Annotated in this window: 23 protein-coding genes and 3 pseudogenes; 14 read left to right on the top strand and 12 right to left on the bottom strand. The window is 57.4% G+C overall.

Annotated features, from left to right (window positions below; genetic code table 11):
* Window positions 1-368: 368 nt before the first annotated feature.
* From AYM40_RS28305 to AYM40_RS28290, 4 genes are all read left to right on the top strand, one after another.
* On the top strand, window positions 369-938 hold the full coding sequence (locus AYM40_RS28305; protein ID WP_082855356.1) for a cupin domain-containing protein: 570 nt from the start codon (window positions 369-371) through the stop codon (window positions 936-938).
* Window positions 939-1,016: 78 nt separating this feature from the next.
* On the top strand, window positions 1,017-1,469 hold the full coding sequence (locus AYM40_RS28300) for a MarR family winged helix-turn-helix transcriptional regulator (protein WP_158515339.1): 453 nt from the start codon (window positions 1,017-1,019) through the stop codon (window positions 1,467-1,469).
* A 147-nt stretch (window positions 1,470-1,616) separates the two neighbouring features.
* Window positions 1,617-2,069, top strand: coding sequence for an acyl-CoA thioesterase (locus AYM40_RS28295; RefSeq protein WP_063499413.1), 453 nt, complete (start codon window positions 1,617-1,619; stop codon window positions 2,067-2,069).
* Window positions 2,070-2,656: 587 nt separating this feature from the next.
* On the top strand, window positions 2,657-3,547 hold the full coding sequence (locus AYM40_RS28290; RefSeq protein ID WP_063499412.1) for a 3-keto-5-aminohexanoate cleavage protein: 891 nt from the start codon (window positions 2,657-2,659) through the stop codon (window positions 3,545-3,547).
* A gap of 121 nt (window positions 3,548-3,668) precedes the next feature.
* Here AYM40_RS28290 and AYM40_RS40720 read toward each other — a convergent pair whose 3' ends face one another.
* Together AYM40_RS40720 and AYM40_RS28285 are read right to left on the bottom strand one after the other, a co-directional pair.
* Complete coding sequence (locus tag AYM40_RS40720) at window positions 3,669-3,959, bottom strand: hypothetical protein (protein WP_148662319.1); 291 nt, start codon at window positions 3,957-3,959, stop codon at window positions 3,669-3,671.
* 15 nt (window positions 3,960-3,974) lie between these two features.
* A complete protein-coding gene (locus AYM40_RS28285) occupies window positions 3,975-5,321 on the bottom strand; it encodes an IS4 family transposase (protein WP_063495219.1) in 1,347 nt (448 codons plus the stop codon).
* 203 nt (window positions 5,322-5,524) lie between these two features.
* On the opposite strand from AYM40_RS28285, the gene AYM40_RS28280 reads away from it, so the two are divergent.
* Window positions 5,525-5,962, top strand: coding sequence for a MarR family winged helix-turn-helix transcriptional regulator (locus tag AYM40_RS28280; RefSeq protein ID WP_063499411.1), 438 nt, complete (start codon window positions 5,525-5,527; stop codon window positions 5,960-5,962).
* 290 nt (window positions 5,963-6,252) lie between these two features.
* Here AYM40_RS28280 and AYM40_RS28275 read toward each other — a convergent pair whose 3' ends face one another.
* The 3 genes from AYM40_RS28275 to AYM40_RS28265 form a co-directional block, all read right to left on the bottom strand.
* Window positions 6,253-7,335, bottom strand: coding sequence for a porin (locus AYM40_RS28275; RefSeq protein WP_082855354.1), 1,083 nt, complete (start codon window positions 7,333-7,335; stop codon window positions 6,253-6,255).
* A gap of 363 nt (window positions 7,336-7,698) precedes the next feature.
* On the bottom strand, window positions 7,699-8,895 hold the full coding sequence (locus AYM40_RS28270; RefSeq protein ID WP_063499409.1) for a hypothetical protein: 1,197 nt from the start codon (window positions 8,893-8,895) through the stop codon (window positions 7,699-7,701).
* A gap of 462 nt (window positions 8,896-9,357) precedes the next feature.
* Entirely contained in the window at window positions 9,358-9,927 is a 570-nt protein-coding gene (locus tag AYM40_RS28265) for a cupin domain-containing protein (protein WP_082855353.1), read from the bottom strand.
* Window positions 9,928-10,058: 131 nt separating this feature from the next.
* Here AYM40_RS28265 and AYM40_RS28260 point away from each other — a divergent pair, with 131 nt between their 5' ends.
* The 5 genes from AYM40_RS28260 to AYM40_RS28240 all read left to right on the top strand — a co-directional run bounded on the left by AYM40_RS28260 (window position 10,059) and on the right by AYM40_RS28240 (window position 14,843).
* Window positions 10,059-11,015 (top strand): LysR family transcriptional regulator, encoded by a 957-nt coding sequence (locus tag AYM40_RS28260; RefSeq protein WP_063499408.1) that lies wholly within the window; start codon window positions 10,059-10,061, stop codon window positions 11,013-11,015.
* A gap of 377 nt (window positions 11,016-11,392) precedes the next feature.
* Window positions 11,393-11,908, top strand: a complete 516-nt coding sequence (locus AYM40_RS28255; RefSeq protein ID WP_082855352.1) for a MaoC/PaaZ C-terminal domain-containing protein — start codon at window positions 11,393-11,395, stop codon at window positions 11,906-11,908.
* 30 nt (window positions 11,909-11,938) lie between these two features.
* Window positions 11,939-12,802 carry a 3-keto-5-aminohexanoate cleavage protein gene (locus AYM40_RS28250; RefSeq protein WP_063499407.1) on the top strand — a complete coding sequence of 288 codons (864 nt, stop codon included), beginning with the start codon at window positions 11,939-11,941 and terminating at the stop codon, window positions 12,800-12,802.
* Window positions 12,803-13,149: 347 nt separating this feature from the next.
* A complete protein-coding gene (locus AYM40_RS28245) occupies window positions 13,150-14,508 on the top strand; it encodes an MFS transporter (protein ID WP_063499406.1) in 1,359 nt (452 codons plus the stop codon).
* Between the two features lie 134 nt (window positions 14,509-14,642).
* On the top strand, window positions 14,643-14,843 hold the full coding sequence (locus AYM40_RS28240; RefSeq protein ID WP_063499405.1) for a hypothetical protein: 201 nt from the start codon (window positions 14,643-14,645) through the stop codon (window positions 14,841-14,843).
* A gap of 36 nt (window positions 14,844-14,879) precedes the next feature.
* Here the strand turns inward: AYM40_RS28240 and AYM40_RS28235 are convergent, their stop codons facing one another.
* Entirely contained in the window at window positions 14,880-15,851 is a 972-nt protein-coding gene (locus tag AYM40_RS28235) for a LysR family transcriptional regulator (protein WP_063499404.1), read from the bottom strand.
* Window positions 15,852-16,089: 238 nt separating this feature from the next.
* Here AYM40_RS28235 and AYM40_RS28230 point away from each other — a divergent pair.
* Both AYM40_RS28230 and AYM40_RS28225 read left to right on the top strand, forming a co-directional pair.
* Window positions 16,090-16,498, top strand: a pseudogene (locus tag AYM40_RS28230) (IS6 family transposase); the annotation flags it as partial.
* A gap of 103 nt (window positions 16,499-16,601) precedes the next feature.
* Window positions 16,602-17,735: an NADH:flavin oxidoreductase/NADH oxidase gene (locus tag AYM40_RS28225; protein ID WP_063499403.1), complete on the top strand. Its 1,134-nt coding sequence runs from the start codon at window positions 16,602-16,604 to the stop codon at window positions 17,733-17,735.
* A 70-nt stretch (window positions 17,736-17,805) separates the two neighbouring features.
* Here AYM40_RS28225 and AYM40_RS28220 read toward each other — a convergent pair whose 3' ends face one another.
* The 4 genes and pseudogenes from AYM40_RS28220 to AYM40_RS28210 all read right to left on the bottom strand — a co-directional run bounded on the left by AYM40_RS28220 (window position 17,806) and on the right by AYM40_RS28210 (window position 20,999).
* Window positions 17,806-18,723 (bottom strand): LysR family transcriptional regulator, encoded by a 918-nt coding sequence (locus tag AYM40_RS28220; RefSeq protein ID WP_063499402.1) that lies wholly within the window; start codon window positions 18,721-18,723, stop codon window positions 17,806-17,808.
* A gap of 314 nt (window positions 18,724-19,037) precedes the next feature.
* Window positions 19,038-19,451: a DoxX family protein gene (locus AYM40_RS42130; protein WP_256390502.1), complete on the bottom strand. Its 414-nt coding sequence runs from the start codon at window positions 19,449-19,451 to the stop codon at window positions 19,038-19,040.
* Window positions 19,452-19,634: 183 nt separating this feature from the next.
* Window positions 19,635-20,228: pseudogene (gene wrbA / locus AYM40_RS42125) on the bottom strand (NAD(P)H:quinone oxidoreductase); the annotation flags it as partial.
* A gap of 48 nt (window positions 20,229-20,276) precedes the next feature.
* Window positions 20,277-20,999: a pirin family protein gene (locus AYM40_RS28210; protein WP_063499401.1), complete on the bottom strand. Its 723-nt coding sequence runs from the start codon at window positions 20,997-20,999 to the stop codon at window positions 20,277-20,279.
* A gap of 518 nt (window positions 21,000-21,517) precedes the next feature.
* On the opposite strand from AYM40_RS28210, the gene wrbA (AYM40_RS28205) reads away from it, so the two are divergent.
* Window positions 21,518-22,123 carry an NAD(P)H:quinone oxidoreductase gene (wrbA, locus tag AYM40_RS28205; RefSeq protein WP_063499400.1) on the top strand — a complete coding sequence of 202 codons (606 nt, stop codon included), beginning with the start codon at window positions 21,518-21,520 and terminating at the stop codon, window positions 22,121-22,123.
* Here wrbA (AYM40_RS28205) and AYM40_RS39150 read toward each other — a convergent pair.
* Window positions 22,075-22,335, bottom strand: a pseudogene (locus AYM40_RS39150) (DDE-type integrase/transposase/recombinase); the annotation flags it as partial. The gene wrbA (AYM40_RS28205) and the pseudogene AYM40_RS39150 sit on opposite strands and share 49 nt — an antisense overlap.
* A gap of 354 nt (window positions 22,336-22,689) precedes the next feature.
* On the opposite strand from AYM40_RS39150, the gene AYM40_RS28200 reads away from it, so the two are divergent.
* Window positions 22,690-23,454, top strand: a complete 765-nt coding sequence (locus tag AYM40_RS28200) for an alpha/beta hydrolase family protein (protein WP_063499399.1) — start codon at window positions 22,690-22,692, stop codon at window positions 23,452-23,454.
* A gap of 213 nt (window positions 23,455-23,667) precedes the next feature.
* Here the strand turns inward: AYM40_RS28200 and AYM40_RS28195 are convergent, their stop codons facing one another.
* On the bottom strand, window positions 23,668-24,882 hold the full coding sequence (locus AYM40_RS28195; RefSeq protein WP_063499398.1) for an MFS transporter: 1,215 nt from the start codon (window positions 24,880-24,882) through the stop codon (window positions 23,668-23,670).
* Window positions 24,883-24,943 lie beyond the last annotated feature (61 nt).

Genomic DNA, 24,943 nt, shown 5'->3' with positions numbered 1-24,943 from the left:
CGAGGTTGCTTTCCTCTCATGGGTCCATTCTGGAGATAGACGGTGGGATGACGGCAGGATATCTGACGTCAAAGCATGGTGAAGATTAGCCACTCAGAACCACATTGCGAAATGCCAGTTCCATTGTGCTCGCGAAAGAAATTGTCGCGGCAGCGTAGTGGGCCTTCGCGAACAGCTGCTGACAGCTGACATCCAGAACGCAGAGCGATAGCTCGCGATATCTTTATCCAGATCCATCATTCTGCCGCTTGATTTCGCAAATTGGCGTTAAACGGAATACGTTGAACGGTCATGCCAATTATCGCCTAGTCGTACAGGTTAGCGAACTTTAACATTCACTCAGACTAGTCAACCATAGGAGACCTGAAGTGAATGATGCAAGCAAGCGTGTGCCGCTGCGGCGCGTGGTGACGGGATTCGACGAGGCGGGCAAGTCGGTGGTAGCTCAGGACGGCGGATGCGATTTCGTCCTGGACAAGTCGCCGGCCTGGATCGTGACCGATCTGTGGATGACCTCCGATGACGCCGCCGCCGATGCCGCGAAGAAAGAAGCCTGTACGAACGATATCAGTCTGATGCCTCCGTCCGGGGGTAGCGTGTTCCGCGTCGTCCAGTTTGCTCCGGACAAGGACTATATGGGCAAATGGGATGCGGACGCGGCGTTCGCCAGCGTGGGCCACCACACGAACGACGCGCAGAACCGGCCGAGCGATGAGGAAGCAGGCAAGATCGCCCGGCCGAAAGGAATGCACCAGACCGACACGGTGGATTACGCGATTGTGATGTCGGGTGAGATCTGGCTCGTAATGGACGAGGGAGAAACCCTTCTGAAAGCCGGCGACATCCTGATCCAGCGCGCCACCAATCACGGCTGGAGCAATCGCAGCGATAGCCCCGCACTCGTCGCATTCGCGCTGCTTGATCAATCGAAAAAGTAATCTCCGCGAGAATCAGTCTCATGATAGTGAGCGAGGAAAAGGGGCATGCGCATGACGGCTTCGGATCAAGTATCAGAAATGACGTCTCTCTGTACGATCCCGCTCACCTGCAGCGAAAAGACCTGGCTCGACGACGATTTCGGCCACCTGGTCTTCCGTGTTCATTCCGCCGTTACCCACTCGATCTCGCATCGTTTGCTTCCGGAACTGAACGTGACGGCCGCGCAAGGACGTCTGCTGTACCTCGTGAGCCGGCGCGGGCTGTGGCACGCCACGCAGATTTCGCGCGAGTGTGGCGTTGACCTCACCGCGGTCACGCGCCTGATCGATCGGCTTGTCAGGGGCGGCTTGCTCGTGCGCGCCCAGAGTCCTGTGGATCGACGGGTGAACTGCCTCGTGCTAACGGAGCGGGGACAAAGCGTCGCCGATCGGATCCCCGCAATACTCGCTGATGTACACCGTACACTACTGGCCGGGTTTAGTGCCGATGAGGTCACGTCGTTCAAGCAGATGCTGCTCCGTATGCAATGAGACGACATTTTAGAGGTGACCCTCACCCCGATTCCCCATTCTCAATCGATTGGCGATTGCGGCTGTGAGCGGCGGTGATCTGTGGATGACCTCTGATGACCCCGCCGCCGACAGTAGCCTGGCTATTAATTTGTGAGGTATCGCAGCATGTACAAGTACAGCTATCAACGTCGTTTGCACTGGAGCGAATGTGATCCGGTCGGAATCATTTTCTTCCCGCACTACGCCCGGTGGGTTGCGGATGGGTTGCACGAAATGTTTTTGGGGCTTGGCGTCGACCCGACCGGTATTTACGACGGGAATATTAGAAGAGGGCTACCGATCGTTTCGCTATCGATCAAATTTCATGCAGCGCCGGCTCTACACGAGGAAGTCGACCACCGGATCCTGGTTCAGAAGGTTGGGACCAAGTCGCTTTCGTTTCGCCACGAGTTTCGGCGTGGCGACGCTTTGCTAGCCGAGGCCGAGGACGTGAGGGTGTGGACGACGCACGTCGTGGGGCAGCCTGACAGTCTGAAAGCGGTGCCCATACCATCTGAAATCAAGGCGCTGCTTGAAGACGTTGGCGTGTCTGCCCAGACGGCAGATGGGCGAGCTTGAGTGGATTGTAGGGGTGAGTGCGCGGAGTAATAAGGTCGTGATTGAACGCTATTCACGACGTCGTTTCTGACCCAGCGGGGGACGGTGCGCTACATCCGGCAGCAATAGGATTGTGGTGTCAGGCGATTTGAGGGAGAGGCCGATGGCTAGTGGAGATGAATCGTTGCGCTCAATGATTGCACGCTGGTTTGTACGGGATCCGGAAAAACCGATTCGAGCCACAAAATTCAGAAACAGGCGCTCCACCCACGAATGTTATGTACGTATCGAGGCGTTCTGGGCGGGAGGGCAAATTGCGATTTTTTTTCGTCATCAAGACGGAAGTTGGCATGTAAATCCGCCTACTTGAGAACGAGCCGCTACGTGCATTCCGGATACCGGCGCGACTCTTTGACTCACGATTTTCGTACGTGATCGAAGATTCTTGGTCTTCTAACGTCGCTCAGCTAAAAATCGATGAATTACCGTCCATTAGTCCATCGCCAGCGAATGATGGTTATGGAAAGTAATTAGGCATCTTAACGGACACGTCTTTAGATGCAGATTTATGGCTTGACATTACTAATGAGTGGTCAACGGAGAGAAATATGAGCAAACAGAAAGTTATCGTTACGGTTGCGCCCACGGGCGGGATGGCAGGCAAAAAGCAGAATCAAAATCTTCCTACCCAGCCGCGTGAAATTGCCGAGGACGTATATCGTTGCTACAACGCTGGCGCGAGCGTTGTGGCGTTGCATGCGCGCCGGGCGGACGATGAGGCGACTTGCGATCCGGCCGTGTACGCGGAGATGAACGCGTTGATTCGAGCAAGATGTGACATCGTATTGAATAACTCGACCGGTGGTGGAATCAACGGAGACATGCTCCGCCAGCTCAACAACGGGTTGTTGGAACTCAACTTCGACGAGCGCGTGAAGGGCGTTGAAGGGGCGGGTGCGGAGATGTGCACGCTCGACGCACAGACAGTCTGTGCGAGCTTTGGCGGCACGGAGATTCTGTGCGCGACGACGCCAAACCGTATACGGCACCTCGCAAAACTGATGAAAGCTCGGAATATTAAGCCGGAGTGGGAGGTTTTCAGCCTCGAAGATATCGTGCAGGATGTCAATCGCGCCATAGCGGAAGGTTTAGACGAGCCGCCGTACTTTGTGAACATCGTTCTTGGCGTCAATGCGTTCCAGGGCGCGCTCCCCTACACGCCGAAGATTCTCCAGTTTATGGTTGATCACCTTCCGAAGGATTGTGTGTTCAACGTCAGCGCGATCGGTGCGGCGCAACTGCCTGCAACCACGCAGTCAATTCTTCTCGGAGGTCATGTGCGGGTCGGGCTCGAGGACAATCTACTCTACAGCCCGGGGGTGCCTGCAAGCAACGTGATGCTGGTCGAGCGGATGGTTCGCATCGTCCGCGAATTGGGTTATGAGCCGGCCACTCCTGAGGAGGCTCGTCAGATCATGGGCCTGCGTCCGTTGCATTGACAACATCGGATTTCAACTTTCGTGTTATCAACGTGATCTGGAGACCCTTGAGATTGGAGGCTGAATGTTTGGCGAATCCTACTTTCGACCCGGCAAGATCCGGTCTGACCTGCGCGCGATTTTAGTCCGGACCGCAGTCAGAGTCCGAGGTTAAAGACTGCTGGGTAGCTTCATGAGCCCGGGCGAACTGCTCGGGCGTCAGGTCGCCGAGCGAGTTGTGGGGCCGCCCGGTGTCGTACAACTGATTGCAGGTTTTTTCGATACCTGAACACGCCGTCACCAGTTCGTCTGTCGGCGTGCCGTTGCTCCATCCGCGGCGCATTGCGCGCTCGCCGGTGGAGTTGTCATGGCTGCAGGGATCAACACGGGATTCGTCACGCGAGTGGTCGGCCGGCTGGAAAGACAAGGGCACGTATACCCCATCTCGTTATACAGAAGTGTCGTAGCCGTCGCGCAAGATCTGGATGGTGCTCACAGCATCCATGACTCGCTGCATGCCAATCCACAACGTCTTCGCGCCCGGTTCACCATCGCTCTTGCGCCCGAGGAATCCACCCAGTGACGCGATCATCCGTATCATCTGGTTCAGTGTCGGTGGTTTTTTCGGACGCGCCTTCTTGCAGAGCACGTGAGCACCATGTATCTCGTCAGCCGCGAAGAATAGCGACGCGTTTAGCTCCGGACACGTTCTGCCCACACGCATGAGCCGTGCAATACGCCACGATACGACCATGTACAGCGCAAGTGCCTTCTCTACCCGTTCCATCTGCGAGAGCTGCAGCGCCTCAACCCGGCAGGCGTTCTTCAGGACATTGAAGAACATTTCTATTTCCCATCTCGCGCGGTACCAGTCGATGAGTTCGATGAGCGCATCCGCATCACCCGCTTCGCGGTTGGTCACAAGACGCCAGATGACTGGCTTTACGCCCGCTGGCGCATCCACCTCATACGCCTCGACGCAGGTGAGCGTGACGCTGACGCGACCGGGCAGCGTAATGCGCTGGCTGCGCAGTTCCTGCTTCACTTCACGTGCCTTCTGGCCACTGCGCCCGGGCAGCACGAAACTGATACGGCCGAGCACGTTACCCGCGTGCACCTTGTCCCACAGCTTTTCTTCGTCCTTCAAGGCACGGTTGTGCTGCGAGCGGATCAGCCAGTCCGCCGGTTCACCCAATTCCTGCGCACGCTGCATGAGCGCCGCGATGTCGCCTTCACGATCGGCCACATACACCAGCCGCGCGTCTGGCAGGGCCCGTGCCTGTTCGGCCACGATCTCATAGCTTTCGATCCACCGCGCACTTTCCCTGACTCCGCCACGCCTGCCGTTTGCATCGCGTGACTCGCGCGCCCACATCCAGGCATTCATCACACCCAGCGGCTCCCGATCCGGTGTCACCGCATAAGTCGCGTGAAGATACATGCCCACCTGTGCTTCATAACTGAGTGGGCCGGCCCCTTCGATGTCCTGACCGTTAAAGTTCAGCTCTGTCGTATCGGCAATGCACAGCACCACCGGCAACGCTCCCATGCGCGCCGTGGTGCGATCCCAATGCGGCTGCATCATGTCGCGCCAGTCGATGCGCTCATTGCCTAGAAAGCGATATGCTGCCATCGTCTCGGCCCAGCCTTCGCACGCGCCCGGAATGCTGGCCGTGGGCCGGCTGGCAAACCGTTTGATCAGTTCCTTCGCGCGCCGGTCTCGCCGTGGATCGCCCAAATCCAGAGTCTCAAATTCTTCGTCCACCCATGCTCCCGCGTCGTTTCGGATCTTCATGCTGAAAATCCGAGAGTAAACGCGAAATCCGCATTGTTAACAACCCCCTTCCGGCTACTTTGCTATCCAACATCGTCTCCGGAACTGTCGATTTGTGTATAACGAGATGCGTATACCCGGCTCGCGACAGCTCGGATTGGTGGCTGACTCACCGACAATTAAAGCTGGTCGTAGAACTAACGTATAGAAAACAGGACCGCGCCATGAGGCACTACACGATCGAAGGTTTCTCTTTGACGCAAAGCGTCGCGGTCATGCTGGCCAGGGCGCGCTACCTGATCATTGCGGAAATGGATGCGGCCCTCAAGGATCTCGACATCACGACACCACAGATGGGCATTCTCTTCGCGATGCAGCGCGGCTTGGCCTCCACGCCGTTCGAGATCTCGAAGGTGCTGTCCGTTGACACGGGTTTAATGACGCGGATGCTGGACAAGCTGGAAGCGAAGGGGTTGCTGGAACGCTCGCGAAGGATGGACGATCGGCGGATGGTCGACCTGGTGCTGACGAAGAAGGGCGGGGAAGTCACCGCCGAGATCCCGATGATCGCGCCGGAAGTGCTGAATGCACGTTTGAAGAAATTCACCACGACGGAGTTTGAAGAACTTGGCCGCCTGCTGCAGAAGTTCATGGAAGAGTGAGCGCGACAGCGCTTTTTCCAGTATCTATCATTAACCTGATGAGTCATTCAATGAGATTCGACTTCCCTCGTGCGGCGGTCGCATCGTCATCGATCCGCACAGTTGGGGCGGGTAGCGCGACCGGCACGAACTCTGCCGATCGCGCGCCCTGCTTTCAGGCACACCATCGTCACCGACGGCTTCTTGCTTTCCACGATCCAGCGCGACGCGAACACGGACGGCGTCATGTGTAACGCGCGAAGTACCGCTTTTAAACCGTTTCTGGTCTAAAGCGCTGGCGTCACAGCGAGTCAGAAAGTGTGCCGTATGCCGAAATTGGCTCCAAATGCCGTTGCATTGCGTACTTCGCGCATGATCGAAGACTCCGTCACCGAGAGGCCGGTATTCATTTTGCCGTGGTTACTCACCATGCCGGCTTGCGCATAAAGGGCCGTTCGTACGGAGAGCAGATAAGTTGCACCCACACCGGCGAGCAGTGAGTGATTTGGTTCGTGGTTGCGGTCAATAGAAAACCACGCTCCCGCGTTGACACTAACACTCGGCGTGACAACATAATCTGCGCCGGCACCGTAAACGTACTCGTTCAATGATCCGGCCACGTTGTAGTTCACAATGGACGCCTTCAGCCTGAACCCATTGAACCGGTATGCAACACCGAGCGTGCGCCCGTCGAACTGCACGGTTGTGGGAACCGGCGTGCTGGCTCCGCCAGCGTTGCCATGATACATGGCAGCGTTGACCATCACTGTGCCAGTGTCGTAGTTCGCGCTGGCCGACCATTGCTGACCGGCCTGAAAGTTTCCAGCCACCCCTCCTGGGGCGAACATAGCGCTCGCGTTGAAACCCGCGACCTTCGGACTTATGTACGTGATTGCGTTCGAATTCATACCGCCTGTGAATGCGACGTTGTCGCCATAGATGACGAGACCACTCGCGAATGAGGAAAAGCTACGCGGATCAGAGTCGAACATGGTAAGAAAGAATGGAGAGGCTTGCAACCCGAATCGTATCTCACCGAGCCCTCCATTGATGCCGACCCAAGCCCTACGCCCCCAGAAATTCCCGTTAGAAGATGCGAATCCGCCATTCGCCGTGCTAATTCCACTTTCAAGGTCGAAATTTGTTGAGAGCCCCCCGCCCAGGTCTTCACGTCCCCGGAGCCCAAACGTCGATAGACCGAGTCCAGCATTGTTGAAGGCAAACGAATTTCCGGCATTCCCTCCCGACGCGGTTGCAACCTTGCTTGCATACTGAAGACCTGAATCGACAATTCCATACAGGGTCACGGCGCTTTGAGCTCTTGCTGACACAATCCACATCAATAAAACGAATCCTGATGCCAATCTTTTGTGATTAACAGATGATTTTTTCATTACGTCTCCAATCCTGTTTTTTATTAGATGAGTAACTACGTTTAATTGCGATTGCTAAACGAACTCCGTATGCCAGCAAAATTCTGCCTTCAATGACCCTGCGAATATACCTACTCCGAAAACGATCAGAGTACTTGCACCGCAGACCAAGCCTATAAACGATGCGAATACGATTCGGTAACTCATCAATCGCATGTCGTTTCCAGGAACTCTGAGAAATGTGCGCTCCTACTGCTTCATTTCGTATCCTTGACGCTTGTTCTGTCGGTAGGTGGCGCTGTTCTTTTTATTGATTCCGGTCGAGAAGACTCTGAACGGATTGCGCCCATTCCGTTTTGGTGGAATTGGGCGCATCAACCTGGATCAATTCGTGGTTTGCATGAGATTGATATCCACGCTCATTTCAATTGCAGTCTCAAGCGCACGATGGGCGTAGCACGTGTTCGCGGCGACTTTTGGCAACGGTGTAGCCGCCGCGACGTCGATGTCTCCGTTAAGAAAGACGTGTGTATCGAAGGGAGACGCGCTGGCCTTCAAGGAGCCGCCCGTGTCGTCTACTGAAAAGGACGACGACTGAACGAGAACTGTCGGCCCGACAGAGAGACGGCGAAAATCAATATAGCGACAGAACTGCGTGTGGTAGCAAAACGCCGTACCGATAGAGAAATAGGCGCGCGGCGAAGGCGCCATCTTCCCCGAGCCATCGCTAACAAGGGACCAACGACTGTTGGCTCCTGTTTTGGGAAAATTCACGGTTGTATGAACGAGGCCGGTACCCATATCAAGTTCGCCTTCTGCCTGCACATACCAACTCACCGAGCTCGCACTGTCGTCTTCCAGCACAAATCCCTTTTCCCCCGTCCCAGGACGGCGCGTGACGATAGTTGGCCACACCGACTCGTTCGTTGGTTCAAACGTACCCGAATGGATCGTTAGCGGGTCCGTTTGAGAATTTTTGCTGTCCAGCAAACCCGAATGCGGCGTTCGCTGATTGTTCAAATAGAGAGCAAAAGTTCCCTCGCGCGCAGTGATCATTGCATTCATTACTGGTGACGCTAACAATGCTTGCTTCACGAGATTAGAGGCGGTGTTCCTATCACAGTCGATATCCATTTCGACTTGGCACGACAAGTTGAAAACCAGGCCGACCGCTTCACCCTTGGCCAACGATCCCTTTGACGCAAACCCTTGCTGAACGACCACAGAAAGCTTTCGCAATTCCAGACCCTGCGCTCGCGCCAACGACGCTATCGTGAGGACAACGTCGCCATGGATTCCTGCGCCCCAATGGCTGAGCGGTGCCGGAGCCAGGTCGGTGCCCCGAAGGTAGCTACCTTCGTCCGCGGCGAGTCGCCACGTGCGTCCAGTCGATGCTTCGCGAACCAGACCTTCCTTTTGGAAATGATTGATTCCGAAAATCTCGCACCGATACTCTTCGGCACCCGGATGACCGTAGGAGAGGCTTTGTGAAGCCGAACGTTCTGCAAACGGGAACGCCGTCGGAAATGAACTGGCTTCCAGCGGCACCGTGACAAACGGCTTCTTATCAGTAGTGTTCATATCAAGTTCCTTTTATTTACGGTTGATGCGACTTTAGAGGCGATGCCGCAGGTCAGCGGCTTCGCTGTTGGTGATTGTGTGAGTGTCCTGCTTGTCGCATAGATAGCTCACGTAGGTGTCCGTAGGATAGGTCTGCGCAAGATCGAAGTACTCAGAAAAGACTGCATATTTGAGTGCTGCTTATGCGATGTTGAGGAAATCGCCAACCGCAACCACTATTTCGGCGAGCTTCTCCACTTGTGGGATGCGGCCACAGTTGTCGATGACAACCGCTCTTGCATCGCCGCATTTGACGAGTTGGCACGTCCGACAACCCATGACAGCCCAACCGGGCCCGCCAGAGGGTCGAACCTTGCGTGGCACGCCCCTACTTAGCAGACAATGCGGCCGTTGGCATGAACTGCCCGGCCACGAGTCGGCAGGTTCCCTCGCTCACTGTCATGAGACTGGTTCTCGCGGAGATTACTTTTTCGATTGATCAAGCAGCGCGAATGCGACGAGTGCGGGGCTATCGCTGCGATTGCTCCAGCCGTGATTGGTGGCGCGCTGGATCAGGATGTCGCCGGCTTTCAGAAGGGTTTCTCCCTCGTCCATTACGAGCCAGATCTCACCCGACATCACAATCGCGTAATCCACCGTGTCGGTCTGGTGCATTCCTTTCGGCCGGGCGATCTTGCCTGCTTCCTCATCGCTCGGCCGGTTCTGCGCGTCGTTCGTGTGGTGGCCCACGCTGGCGAACGCCGCGTCCGCATCCCATTTGCCCATATAGTCCTTGTCCGGAGCAAACTGGACGACGCGGAACACGCTACCCCCGGACGGAGGCATCAGACTGATATCGTTCGTACAGGCTTCTTTCTTCGAGGCATCGGCGGCGGCGTCATCGGAGGTCATCCACAGATCGGTCACGATCCAGGCCGGCGACTTGTCCAGGACGAAATCGCATCCGCCGTCCTGAGCTACCACCGACTTGCCCGCCTCGTCGAATCCCGTCACCACGCGCCGCAGCGGCACACGCTTGCTTGCATCATTCACTTCAGGTCTCCTATGGTTGACTAGTCTGAGTGAATGTTAAAGTTCGCTAACCTGTACGACTAGGCGATAATTGGCATGACCGTTCAACGTATTCCGTTTAAGACCCATTTGCGAAATCAAGGGAGAGAACGATGGATCTGGAAAAAGTCGAGTGTTTCCTTCAGGTTGCTGAATATGGCAGCATAAACCGTGCTGCACTCGAACTGGACATGACTCAGCCTGCGCTTTCGCGGCGCATCGCCGCCTTGGAACACGAACTGGGTGTACGGTTGCTGACTCGTGATGCGCACGGTGTGAAGTTGACGGATGCAGGAGAAAAACTTGTACGGGGTGCACCGCCGATCTTGAGGCGGGCCCAGCTCTTGCGCAGTGAAATCGGGCATCAGCCACAGGCTCAGGTGGCTATCGGTCTGCCATTGTCCATGCACAAGCTAATTACGGTGCCGTTCACCGTGGAGACCATCGCACAGCAGCCGACCGTTAAGCTACAGGTCTTCGAAGCCTTTAACCATCATCTTCGCGAATGGACGGAGCAGGGGCTCGTCGACGCGTCGATCATGCATTTTTCCGAAAGGCCGCTGCCTAAAACGGTGCAAACGCCCCTGGTACGGGAACAGCTTCTTCTGGTCGCCCCCGCCGATCACGGTCTTCAGCCGGATACGCCGATTACAGCTGATCGGATCGGCTCGATCCCGCTCGCTCTCCCGGGGCGCCCGAACATTATACGAAACAGCGTGGTCGGATATCTTAAGCGCCACGGCCAGACTTTTATCCGTGCCGCGGAAGTCGAGACGCTCGGACTGTGCCTTGCGCTTGTAAAAAACAGGCTGGGATATACAGTCGTACCCTACTGTGCCCTCCATGAATGCCCAGATTTGGACATGCTGTCCTTTGCTCCGATCAAGGGGCTATTCATTACGTGGTCGATCTTCCGCAGCGAAGAACGCCGGCATAGCGTGGGCTTGCAGCAAGTGACCAAGGCGCTGGAGGAGAGGGTGCTGCACGAGGTGCGCAGTCAGCGCTGGCGCTTTGCCTCGTCGATGAGTGAAGCGGGAAACAGTTTCGCCGCAATGGAAGTTGTGGATTAGTCTGGAGCGTGTTCACACTGCCTTCGTCCATCGACGAAGGGCGCGAAATTGATGAAGGCGATGAACATTAGTTAACTCCGCCGCAAGGTGCTTACAAGCGCTATCCCTGCGCAGATGCGGGTAAACCTGACCACGCCCTTCGGCTTACCCGTTGCCAGTTCTCAATTCGGTCAGCTCGACACTGTAACCGATTCGCCCTCGCCATTTGCACCAAAACCCATAGCATCTTGGTATGCAATGAACGGGTAACGACCATCTCGATATTTATATTGAGAATCGATATCCGTGTCCTTACCATGTGTTCACAAGCCAGCCGCTCCTAACGGCAGACTCGCAGTAGGGCGAAAATTTCATCATAAACAACTCGGTATTTTTATATGTCGGACGCCTATCAAATTAATGCACGCGATGCGCTTCCAGAGGTGAATGCAGTACGGCCGGAAAAAATTGACTTGTTTTGGGAAGACTTTCAGCCAGGGCACTCCTTTGCATGCGGTCAGCGCAAAGTCACAAAGGAAGAGATCGTCGGCTTTGCCAACCAGTACGACCCTCAGCCGTTTCATCTGGACGAGGCTTTCTGTGCCGGGACTATCTATGGCGGGCTGATCGCCAGTGGAGGTCATGTATGGGCGATCTGCATGGGCTTGGTGGTGCGGTCTGTATTCAACCGCTCGGCAAACATGGGTTCCCCGGGTTTGGACTATTTGCGGTGGCATCGGCCATTGCGACCGGGGGACCTGGTCCGCGCTGTGGTTACTGTCGTAAGCGCAGAACCATCGTCCCGGCCGCTCACCGGTAAGCTGAAGCTCAGTTTCGAGCTACGGAATCATCGTGAAGAAGTGCTGATGAGCGCATTGGTTAACGTATTGATGGGTCGGAACACCAACGTCTAGAAGCTTAATATTTTCACCAAAGAGATCAACATGGAACGCAAAGTAATAGTGACGGTTGCACCAACCAGTAATTTTCAGGGAAAGGAGGCTAATCCGGCGTTGCCGATCCAACCTGACGAAGTAGCGCAGTCAGTATATGAAGCCTATAACGCGGGGGCATCGCTGGCGCATATGCATGCACGCGATATCAATGGTATCCAAACCAACGACCCCGAAGTCTTCAAGGACATCAATCAGCGGGTCCGCGATAAGTGCAGCATCATCATCCAGAACAGCATCGCGCCGGCGCTGGGCCCGAACCCGAACAGCGCGGACGATGGACTGGCTGTACTCGACGCGCTGCCCGAAATGGCATCTTTGGATATGGGTATATCCGTTATTTCCGCGCACGGTAAAGACATCATTATCGAATGGACGCGCAACTTTCTGCGCAAGGCCGCAAGGATGATGGACGAGCGTAATATCAAGCCGGAGCTGGAGATCTTCAACGATTCCCAACTCGACGACGCGATCATGCTGATTAACGAAGGCGTGTTGAAGCCGCCCTTTTCATTCAGCTTTGTTATGGGAATGAATCGGGTTAACCAGGGCGCTGTCGCGTACAGTCCTCAACGCATCGCGAATTATGTTGCGATGCTTCCCTCAAACACTCGGTTCTCAACGCTGGGGATTGGCCCCAACCAACTTCCTGCCGCCTTAACGTCGGTGCTCATGGGGGGGAATGCTCGCGTTGGTTTCGAGGACAACATCTACTACAGCAAAGGGGTGCTTGCCACCAGCAACGCGCAACTCGTTGAACGTCTGGTGCGTTGCATCCGTGACCTGGGTCTCGAAGTCGCGTCGCCGGCCGAGGCGAGGCTAATGCTTGGCATACCTGCATTGAACGATCGTTAGTAGATCCGCGCACCTCGTGCACGGGTCCACCATTAAAAGAAGCAAGGTCACGCAACTCGTGAAAAACCAATTTAGCCAGATGAGGCGGATCATTGCCGGGCATGACAACGACGGGAAATTCCCGGTGGCATCGCGCACTGAATTGGTCATTGCGCGATGTGGTGGTCACTCAAATGATTAGCAATAAAAATTAAAAAGCGAAGAGACGCCTGCTTTCTCCCTATGGGGGGCTGATGGTGATCGGACTCGCCGTCTGTTCGAGAACCGCAAGGATGTCAAGCCGGAGTCGCGGGTTGACGCCGAAGCGCTGTTGCCTACGCTCACATATGGAAATCAAGGAGAGTTTCATGCGGGAAATCGAGTTGCACGCACTTGCCGATGACGCCAAGCTGAATCGCCTGCACTATGTCGTTTTGTTTTGGTGCGCGCTAGTCATTGTATTCGATGGCTACGATCTGGCAATTGCCGGTATTGCGTTGCCGTCAATCATGAAAGCAATGGCCGTCAATCCGGCCACGGTCGGCTTCATGGTGAGTTCCGCTTTCTTCGGGATAATGTTCGGCAACATCGTCGTCGGAACTGTCGCCGATCGGATTGGACGTCGATGGGCGACTGCGCTCAGCCTGACGATGTTCAGTGTCTTTACCGCGGTAGCCGGGATCGCTGCGAGTCCGATGGCATTTTGTATCGCCCGGTTCTTCGCGGGCGTCGGCATCGGCGGCGTGATGCCGAACGTCATCGCGCAGATGACGGAGTATTCGCCCCGGCGCGTGCGCAGCATGATGGTCACCTTGGCGTTTGTTGGCTACTCGGTCGGCGGCATGCTGGCAGCCGCGTTGGGGAAAGGGATGATCGAGCGCTATGGCTGGCCTTCGGTGTTCATTGCCGCGGGCGTGCCGGTGCTCATCGTGCCGCTCCTGCTGGCATGGATGCCGGAGTCGATGGCGCACCTGATCAAGTGCGGCAATACGAAGAAACTGGCGCGCATCGCGCATTACCTCGACCCAGACTACCAGCCGCGCGACGGCGATCGGTTCGTCATGCGGAGCGAAGACAAGGCTGCCAACGCGCCTATCCGGCATCTTTTCACCGAAGGCCGGGGACTCAGCACGATCATGTTCTGGATCGCCAATTTCATGTGCCTCTTTATGGCTTATGCCCTCAGTTCGTGGTTGACGAAACTGATGGCGAGCGCTGGCTATAGCCTGGGATCCGCGATGACGTTCGTGTTCGTCCTGAACTTCGGCGCAATAATCGGCGCGGTCTGCGGTGGGTGGCTTGCGGACAAATTTCACATCAAGACTGTGCTCGTGTTCATGTATCTGCTCGCGGCCGTATCGATCTCACTGCTGGGCTACAAAGTGCCGACCGGCTTGCTGTTCGTGCTGGTCGGTCTCGCCGGCGCCTCAACGATTGGCACGCAAATCGTCAATTTCGCTTACGCAGGCCAGTTCTATCCGATGGCTGTGCGTTCAACCGGTATTGGCTGGGCCCTGGGCGTCGGTCGCAGCGGGGCCATTCTTGCGCCGATCCTGATCGGCGTGCTTGTGGGGATGGACCTGCCTTTGAAGCAAAACTTCATGACGATCGGTCTGCCCGCACTAGCCGCAGCGATCGCGGTCGGGTTGATCGATCACCGGCGATCGGCCTCGCACCACACCGAGCATCTGAGTTCGGGAAGCCACCAGCGGGCTACGCAGGGATAGCCGCCTCGCGCCCGCCGGATGCGGCGGGCGTTTCCACTGTGCCCTGAATGGGTCTCTTGCCATGCGTGGGAAGTTTGCACACCGACGGGGGGGCGCCTCATGCGAAAGCAGGCGCGGCCATTCAACTCACGTCCATGGCCTTCGACGAAAGCGGGCTCCCCGCTCTGCCAGTCGCGCAGCATGACCACCTGCTATCGAAGCGCACCATGGTGTACACGTCGGTCGGGTACATGTTCAACAGCAAGCTGGCTGCCAATCCGGTTGCAGTTGCCGGTACTGTCGGAGCTGGCATGGATCAGCTTGGCGCCATGGCCGGTCTGCAGCAGAAGTTCTGATGCTCCAGCCGGGATGCCGGGTCTGGCTGGAAGTGCCTAACAGATTCTGGAGAGAGGTGTGCTCCCGTTGTCCTCACTATTATCCTGGGGCCGCCAGATCAGTTCAGCACCTTGCCACATTCCGCTGTCAATTCGCATGGAGATCAGGCGCAGCATGCGCCGCCATGCGATAGCGACGGTGCCGGAATTCATTCGATTCCGGTTTATAGCGACAACCCACGTCAGAACCATGCCTCGTATGGGAGCCGCGCAAACTTGACTACGTAATGGGTGCTCGAACAAGGCGCAAAACGGCATGACACTATACCCCAGTCCGCGCACCACCAAATCCAGACATAGGGGCAGCGTCTCCGCTTCCGCGGCGTTGAGGTATCTGCGGTCAATGCGCCGCAGCTGGCTCTCGACCATCTGGCGGACGACGTTGGGCCGTCCTGGCATGACCATTCTTAAGTCAGCGATCTCGGATGCCGTCACGAACCGGTCAAGTTCAAGGCCCGACTTTGCGTTACCAACTAAATACAGCTGTTCGCGGAGTAGCGGAGCCTCCTCGTACAGGGGGGACGCTATAGGGGAAAACGCGACGACGCACAAATCCGGTAAGCCGTTCCGCATCGTCTCCCGCAGGACATTATTAATGCCCTCGTAAGCGCGAACCTTAATATCCGGATGCTCCATCACAATTTCCGCGATCAGGGGAGAAGTGACGCTTCTCTGCATTGAAAGGGGCATTGCGAAGTTCACGGTTCCGAGCGTCTTGGCACCTACCTCCTCTCGCAAAATCTCCGCCTGCAGCAAAAGAGTTCGAGCTTGTTCGGCCAGCTCGGCGCCGGCGTCCGAGAGCTTTACACCAGACGAATCTCTCAGAAACAGCTGAACGTTCAATTCGTGCTCCAAGGCACCCATGTGCCGGGAAAGCGCGGATTGAGAGAGGGCGAGATCCATCGCTGCCCGGCTGATGCTGCCGAATTCGGCCACACGAAGAAAATACTCAAGCAGGCGCAATTCCATCGATGTGCTGTTCCGTTGACTGGCGACATATCAAGATACTGCCCGTGGGGCGCAGTTGGCTATTGGTAGAAGCGCTTGTGCCAAGCGGCCCCCAGGAGAGGTGGTCCGTTCGGATCGTCATGCACTCCAGGAATAGCTGCTATTCCTCGTCGCAGCCTTCTGCGAAAGCGGTAGTTCTGCCAGACTGACCCCTGCCGTATCTGACTCCCCATCGCCATGGCCACTTTTACCTTGTACGTACCGCACCGTCGACAAGGCCGGCAACACCATCGATTTCCTGCTGCGGGCCCATCGGGACACGGTTGCGGCGAAGCGTTACTTCGAAAAAATCGATCGCTCATAACGGCGAACCCGAGACGGTGACGATTGATGAAAGTGGCGCCAATCTGGCTAGCCTCGAGGCCATCAACGCCGAACGGGAAATACCCACCAGTATCCGGCAGACGAAGTACCTAAACAACATCATCGAGCGAGACCACCGTGCGATCAAGCGGCGCACTCGCCCGATGCTCGGATTCAAGAATTTTCGTGGCGCCCGGATCCTCCTGTCTGGCATCGAAGTGACGCATATGATCAGGAAGGGGCAGATGAAGGACGATGGCGTTGCGCGAACCGCCGCCGAGCAGTTCTATTTGCTGGAGATATAAGCAGTACGATACATATCGGGACCGTCTCGTCCTCTCATTTTTATCGCGGCAAAACCTGCCGCGGTCTTCGACCTCACGTTCAACATTTCCTATTGGGATTGTCATGTCCGCAATGCTTTTCACACCCCTCGACGTCGGCGCAGTCCGCCTGCAAAACCGGATTGTCGTATCGCCAATGTGCCAGTACAGCGCCGTGGACGGCCGTGCCAACAACTGGCACCTCATGAACCTCATGCAGCTTGGAATTTCTGGGGCCGGCCTGATCATGCTCGAAGCAACGGCCATCGAGCCCCATGCCAGAATTACCTATGGTTGCCTGGGTCTTTATGACGATGCTTCAGAACAGGCACTTGGGCGCGTCATGGGGGCCGCGCGAGCAGTAGCTCCGGCGGGTACGCGTTGGGGGATTCAGCTTGGGCATGCCGGACGTAAGTCGTCCGCGCAGCGTCCGTGGGAAGGGCGTGGAGCGCTCGGACCAAACGAACAGCCGTGGACGACGGAAGGACCATCAGCCATTCCGTTTGTCGCGGGTTGGCATACGCCGCACGAGATGACGACACAGGACATCGTCAGGGTAAAAGCGAGCTTTGTCGCATCCGCGCTGCGCGTCGTCCGCCTGGGTTTCGACGTTGTGGAGATTCACGCGGCTCACGGTTATCTGCTGCATCAGTTTTTCTCGCCCCTTGCTAATCGGCGCCAGGACGAGTACGGCGGTAGTCTCGAGAATCGCATGCGCTTCGCGTTGGAGATCGCCGAAGCTGTGGGGGACGTACTGCCTCCGAATGTGGCACTCGGGTTTCGCGTTACCGGAACGGATTGGCTGCCCGGCGGGATCACCATCGACGAAGCGTCGGCGCTGTCGAGTGCGCTCAAACAACGTGGTGTGGCCTACGTATGCCTCTCATCGGGCGGCGTGGCGCCCGCCAACATTCCCGTCACCCCAGGATACCAGACTCACCTTGCCGCGGAGGTGAAAGCGCGTAGCGGCGCAGTGACTCGGGCGGTCGGCATGATCGTCGAGCCGCAACAGGCTGAAGCAATACTCGCCGAAGGGCAGGCGGATTTCGTGGCGCTGGGGCGTGCCTTCATCGACGACCCTCGCTGGGTGTGGCATGCAGCCGAGCAACTCGGTGCGGTCGACCAGATCCACTACCCCCCGCAGTACGAGCGTGGTGGCGCACCCAACTGGCAGGGCGCAGCGATTCTGCGCCCCCGCGAACACGCGGCGAGTGTCTGATCGAGGAGGATACGCCGCCTACCGCCCATGTCAGCGGATCAAGATATTCAGTGGGCTTGCATGGGCGCGGTCAAGCGCGCTGAGGGCGACGGGAGACCGGTTGGGCAACTGTGCCGGCAAGGCGTTCCTGTAGGAACGAGAGGAACGTTCGCATGGCGAGTGAGCTCTGGCGATGCTGCGGGTACACCGCACTCAGCTGGAGTGGCGGCGGAACAAACGATTCGAGAACAGGGATGAGCGCTCCCTCTTCAATAGCCGGGCCAACGATGAAGTACGGGAGCAGGGCAATCCCTGAATCGGCAACCGCGGCGTCCCTGACCAGCTCACCATTGTTTGCAATGAGCATCCCCTTTACTTCGAACATCTGACGGTTGCCATCGATTGCGAACTCCCATCCCGTGGTGCTCTCCTTTCCGTAGAGAAGGCACGTGTGGTGGACAAGCTCGCCAGGAGACGCGGGAATTCCGTATTCCTTTGCGTAGGCGGGGCTGCAGCACGCCGTCGTCCGCAGGTCTCCAAGGCGTGAGGCGATGAGCGTGGAATCTGCCAGCGGACCGATTCTCAATGCGAGGTCAAACCCTTCGCCGATAAGGTCGGAACGGCGATCGCTGAGGTCGACGTTGAGCTGCACACGGGGATGCAGCTTCATGAACTCGATAATCAGCGGCGACAGGTGGCGCATGCCAAAGGAAAGGGGCGCGCTGATGCGCAGGGCGCCGTGCAGCACACCATGTCGCTCGGAGATGGCCTCCTCGGCGTTCGAGACGGCCTCGATAATTCGCTGTGCGTGGTCATAGAATTCGCGCCCCCGTTCCGTGACTGTGAGCTTGCGAGTGTTTCGGACCAGAAGGCGAACGCCGAGCGTCTCTTCGAGTGCTGCCATGCGCCGGCTGACGTATTGCTTTGATTGCTGCAACTGGTCCGCTGCCGCGGTAAAGCTGCCTGCGTTAACCGTGGCAACGAATATTCGAACGTCCTCAAGTTGCATGGGTGTCAACCAATCTGTGACTCAGAGTAGTCGCTATGATACTTGAAGCAGCCTCGCATCGACGTAGGCTGCCGTACTTCTTCAGTGCTATCCAGAGGACGATGCAGTGAGCGGATTCGCCGCGGGCATTGGCGGCGGTCCATAAGCATCGGAACTTCACGCGCGTCGCAGAGGCGTTGGACGTTTCGAAGGCGTCGCTCAGCATCATGGGCTGGAAACCGGCGCGTCTGATGGCAACAGAACGCACGCAGGCGTCCCACGCGGGAATGCCGCGTGGGACGCCTGCGGGTGTCATGTACTGCCGGACTTGCCGGCTACTTCTTGTCGAAGGAGAAACGGCCGGGACCGGAGGCCGCGAGCAGAAGCAGGCCGCCCATGATGCTGATGTTCTTGTAGAAGTTAATCATGTTCGCGTACTGCTCCATACCGCTCATCGTCCAGTAGTGGTGACCGATCAATGCAGTGCCGAGCGTGTACAGGCCGAGCAGCAGAGCCAGCGGCCGGGTATAGAAGCCCACGGCGATGAGTAACCCAACGGCCAGCTCCATAATCACGGCGACCGCCGCCGCAAGGCCCGGAGCCGGGCTGCCGACGCTTGCCATGTACCCAATGGTGCCGCTGAACCCGGTCAGCTTCTGCCACCCGAACAGGAGGAAGAGGACCATCATCAGAACACGGGAGACGAGCAGCGCCGTATCGCTGTTTCTGCTCAACCAGCTCTCCGGCACGTGACTGTTGTTTGCAGCGTTCGCGCGCTTTGGCTCCGCGCGTACTGCTTCTTTGCGTCCTTCATTTTCGCGGCTCGCACGCGTCGTACTCGTCGACTCGACTTTGCTGGTTGCGGAAGCGGTCTTGCCAGCCGGGTTGGCCGCCGCCTGGGTCGAAGTCGCATTCTGAGGCGGCTGCACGGTGAGGCGCGCAGCGAGAGTTGCGATGTATGTCCCTTGGTATCGCGCGATGTCCAACTCGTTCGCGCTGGGTTGACGGCTGCCGTCTGCGCCTGCGAGCGTCGTGGCACCGTACGGCGAGCCGCCGGTGATTTCGTCCATCTTGGTGAGGCCCTGACACGCATAGGGAACACCGACGATTGCCATGCCATGGTGGAGGAGCGTGGTATGGAACGAGCGTAGCGTCGTTTCCTGTCCACCGTGTTGAGTGCCGGTCGAGATGAACACGCTCGCCAGCTTGCCAACCAATGCTCCCTTTGCCCAGAGAGCTCCAGTCTGGTCGAGGAAATTGCGCATCTGCGCCGCCACATCTCCGAAGCGCGTAGGCGTACCGAAGATGATGGCGTCGTACTCGGCGAGTTCAGCGACGGTTGCAATCTCCGCCTTCTGGTTCATTTTGATGCCAGCATCCTTCGCCTGCTCAGCGGGGATGGTCTCGGGAACACGCTTCATCGTGACCTGTGTGCCGTTGATGGAGCGGGCACCTTCTGCGACGGCTTGCGCAAGTTTTTCGACGTGACCGTACGACGAGTAATAAAGAACAAGAATCTTCGACATGCTGCTTTCTCAAGGTATTGCGCCACAAGTGTTGCGGCGCTGGGCTATTTAACCGCGGATGGTTTTATCGAGCGGACGCAGGTCGAACAAGAGGACCTCTGCGTTTTCGCCTTCTGTGAATTCGAGTGCTGATTCCGCATGAATCCTCGCGCCATCACCCTCTTGAAGAGTCGAGCCGTTCAGCTTCACCGAACCACTTGCGATGTGCACGTAGGCATACCTGCCCTGTGCGAGGTGATATGTGGCGCGTTCGTCCTTGTCGAGCAGCCCCGCATAGATACGGGTGTCCTGTCTGATGACGAGCGACTCATCGGAGCCGTCCGGCGAGGCGATGAGTCGAAGTCGACCGCGCTTTTCGGCGCTGGGGATGTTCCTCTGCTGGTAGAGCGGCTTTCCGCCATGCTCGGCCGGGACGACCCAAATCTGGAGAAAATGCACTCGCTCGCGATTCGAATGGTTGAACTCGCTATGAGTCACGCCGGAGCCTGCGCTCATGAGCTGTACATCTCCAGGCACGATGACTGAACCAGTGCCCATGGAGTCGCGATGTTCAAGGGCGCCTTCGAGCACGTAGGAGAGAATCTCCATATCGCGATGAGGATGGGTGCCAAAGCCCTGAGATGGTGCTACCCGGTCGTCGTTGATGACGAGCAAATCGGAGTAGCCGAGTTGCTTGGGGTCATAGTAGCTTGCGAACGAAAAGGTATGGCGTGAGCTGAGCCATCCGTGTTCTGCGCGGCCTCGTTCACTGGCCGCTCTTACTTGAATCATCGTGTACTCCTTGAGCGATGGTGGTACGAAGTGATCCGAAGTTTACGTGAACGCTTCGCGCGAACAAGCAGGTACGCTGATATTCACAGTCGCAATTTTGTTGACGCAACCAGGGCGTGACGGCTCGGCGCCGCAAACTCAATGAAAAGTTGCGTGGTGCTTGCCAAATGGCCTTTCGTCAACTAAAACGCGACAGAAAGTAACGCGAGACGCAATTGACTCCCGACGGTGTTCGCGTAAGCTTCCTGGGTATCGCTCGCTGTCTTCGGCATGCATGCGGGACCTTACCGATGAAGCGTGAAGGCGCGGGTATCGGCGAACCTGCTGCAGCAAGTCCTCGGCGGTAGAACCGACGTCATAGGTTTTAACTCTGTCGAGTCATGAGCATCAACAACGCGATGCTGGCGGTGCGAACGGTGCGCTTCTGCGCACTCGCAGCGCTACGCACGGCATTGCAGTGCGCCGGACAGCGGTGCTAATCGACCTTTTAGGTCGCCTTGTAAACCTGGAGAACCCAAATGACCAAAATTCTGGTGCTGTATTACTCGTCCTACGGACACATCGAAACGATGGCGAACGCTATCGCTGAAGGCGTGAAATCAGTCGCTGGCGCGACCGTGACGCTCAAGCGCGTGCCCGAGACGATTCCCGCCGAGCAGGCGAAGGCGACCGGCATCAAGCTGAACCAGTCTGCACCCGTTGCGACGGTCGATGAACTCGCGGACTACGACGCCATTATCTTCGGTACGCCGACCCGCTTCGGTAACATGGCCGCGCAAATGCGCAACTTCCTGGACCAAACCGGCGCCCTGTGGATGAAGGGCGCGCTGGTCGGCAAGATTGGCAGCGTGTTCGTTTCCACCGGCACGCAGCATGGCGGCCAGGAGACTACGATTTCGTCGTTCCACACCACGCTCTTCCACCACGGCATGGTTGTCGTCGGTGTGCCGTACGCATGTGCTGGCCTCACGAAGATGGACGAAATCACCGGCGGCACGCCTTACGGTGCGACGACGCTCGCCGGCGCAGACGGCAGCCGTCAACCCAGCGCGAACGAACTGGACATCGCACGCTATCAAGGTAAGCACGTCACCGAGCTGGCGGCCAAGCTCGTGTCCCGATAGACGTAGAATTGATCGGCGGCGGACGGATGGATTCCGCGAGCACGCTTCATCTGTCCTTTGGCGATCATATGCATGACTTCGATGCCGCCCGGCAGAATCCGGGCGCAGCGAAAAGACTTGAACCCCAGCATGGGTCGCGTGCGCCGATTGATCGCCGGATGGTCCTGCTCGGCGAGGTCGTTGAGATGTTTGGACTCGCGGATCCGGATCGGCCGACGAAAGAATCTGCTGCAGCCGCCTCAAGGTTCGTTGCTCCAGGACGAATACACAATCACGCGGAACGGTATTTTTCTTTTCGGCATTTATCTTCAAACTTGATTCCATCAACTGAGACATCGTCCCGCTACGTTTTGCCAGGACATGCAGGTTGATGCCGCACATTACGGCAGTTGCTTAGCCCTCCGAACACGCGCAACGATCGATTCGATCACATCATCCTGGCTGGCCGCATGAGCGGCGACCCACACCCTTGAATCAGTGAAGGTGTCACAACGAAGGCGCTGTCTACAAAGACTTCGTCAGCCTTGCGACGGGCACCAAACGGCGAGGGAAACGGAGTAACGAAAATGCTAACCGAGAAGTTGGAATTCCCGGGACCTAACGGCCAGAAACTATCAGGACGCCTCGATAGTCCGGATACGCCCCCGCGCGCCTACGCACTGTTCGCACATTGCTTCACATGCGGAAAAGACATCGTGGCTGCACACCGGATTGCGCAGGCACTTACGGTGCACGGCATAGCCGTCCTTCGGTTCGACTTCACAGGAATCGGTGCAAGCGAAGGTGAGTTTTCCGAGACTAACTTTTCCTCAAACTGCCTCGACCTCATCGCCGCAGCAAACTATTTGCGTACCAGCCACTGTGCTCCAACCCTTATGATCGGGCATAGCCTGGGAGGCGCGGCAGTTCTCGCTTCGGCGTCAAGCATCCCTGAAATTCGCGCGGTCGTAACCATTGCAGCGCCTAGCGACCCGGCGCATGTGACAGGCCAATTTGGCGAGCACCTCTCGCAAATCGATGCGTTCGGTGAAGCACAGATCCGTGTTGCTGGTCGAGTCTTCAAAATAAAACGGCAATTCATCACCGATGTGCACAAACAGCGCCTGGCAGACCGCGTTGCGCAGCTGAAACTGCCTCTAATGGTCATGCACGCACCCGGAGATACAACAGTCGGAATCGAGAATGCCAACGCCATCTTTAAAGCTGCAAAGCACCCCAAGAGCTTTCTCTCTCTGGACAAGGCGGATCATCTGGTCACACAAAAAGAAGACGCGCTTTATATAGCAAATATCATTGCGGCATGGAGCGAGCGCTATCTGGCGGCGAGCTAAAACGTTGCATGTCAAGTGGTATACGGAGGGGTTGTGTCGCAGTAGGAGAGGGACGGTAGAATTCCGGCGATACAACTTTGGGCTTCTGAAGCGGCCGGCCTTTGGGTCATTCAGCTGTCTTGATCACACGGCAGGGCGCGGTTCGACTCCGCGCCCTGCAACCATGTGTCTCTCCAACTTGCCGCGTGCAGGCCACGAGACGGCTGCGCTGGCTTAACTGCGACGCAGTGCATGCGGGCGGCCGATGGCCAGAAAATGCACGAACGCGATGACCGGGAACACGGTGGCAGTGCTCGCTACCAGCGTCCAGCCGCCATGCTCGTACAGGACACTGGCGACCGCGGAGCCGATTGCGCCGCCGGAGAAAATGCTTGTCATGTACAGTGCGTTAAGGCGATTGCGACTTGCCGCTGGCAGGGCATAGATTTCGCGCTGCCCAACGACCATGTTCATCTGTACGGCGAAGTCGAGCACGATACCGGTGACAACGAGCCCGTAGACGCCCCAGGCAGGGTGCACGAGCGCGGGTGCAAAGGACAGGGCGCCAGCTATGAGCGCGATAAAGGTTGCCTGGGTCGAATGGCCAGCGTCAGCGAGGCGGCCCGCCACTGGCGCGGACGTGGCGCCGATGGCGCCGACCAGGGCAAACAGCCCGATAGCGGATTGCGACAATCCATAGTGGCGTGTCAGTTCGATCGGCACTGCCGTCCAGAACAGGCTGAACGACGCGAACATCAACGCCTGATAGACCGAGCGGTGACGCAGCACTGGCGTCGTACGGACGAGATGCAGCAACGAGCCGATGAGTTCGAAGTACGTGGCGCGATGACTGGGCTGATGCTGCGGAATCGTCAGCGCGAGGACCGCGGTGACGAGGGTCATTAGTACAGCGGCGGCTGCGAATACGAAGCGCCAGCCGAAGTAACCGGCCACCACGCTCGAGAGCGGCCGCGACAGCAGAATGCCGAGCAGGAGTCCACCCATGATTGTGCCGACCACACGTCCGCGAGAGTGGTCTGGCGCGAGATGCGCGGCGAGAGGAATCAGGATCTGGACTGCGACCGAGCTGAAACCGATCAGCAACGACATGGCGAGTAACCCGCCCGACGAGTGCATGACGGATGCCCCCGCAAGACTTGCGATCGACACGATGGCAGTGGCGATCATCAGCTTGCGGTTCTCGAGCAGGTCGCCGAGCGGCACAATGAAGAACAGGCCCAGCGCATAGCCGATCTGCGTGAGCGAAACGATGAGGCTCGCTGTTCCGGCGGACATGCGGAGTGCCGGGGCAATCAACTCGGTGATGGGTTGTGCGTAGTAGAGGTTGGCGGCGATCGTTGCGCAACTGAAGGCAAACAGGGCGATTAGCCCCTGTGTGAGCTGGGCGGAGTGCTGGCGTCCGGTGAGCGGGCGCGAGGGAGTAGACATGTTGGTTCCTTGAGCAATGAGATCACTTCAGACCTGAAGGTCTGGTCCAGTGTGCGGGACC

Source organism: Paraburkholderia phytofirmans OLGA172, assembly GCF_001634365.1.
GTDB lineage: Bacteria > Pseudomonadota > Gammaproteobacteria > Burkholderiales > Burkholderiaceae > Paraburkholderia.
This window is presented reverse-complemented; position numbering and strand designations above follow the sequence as displayed.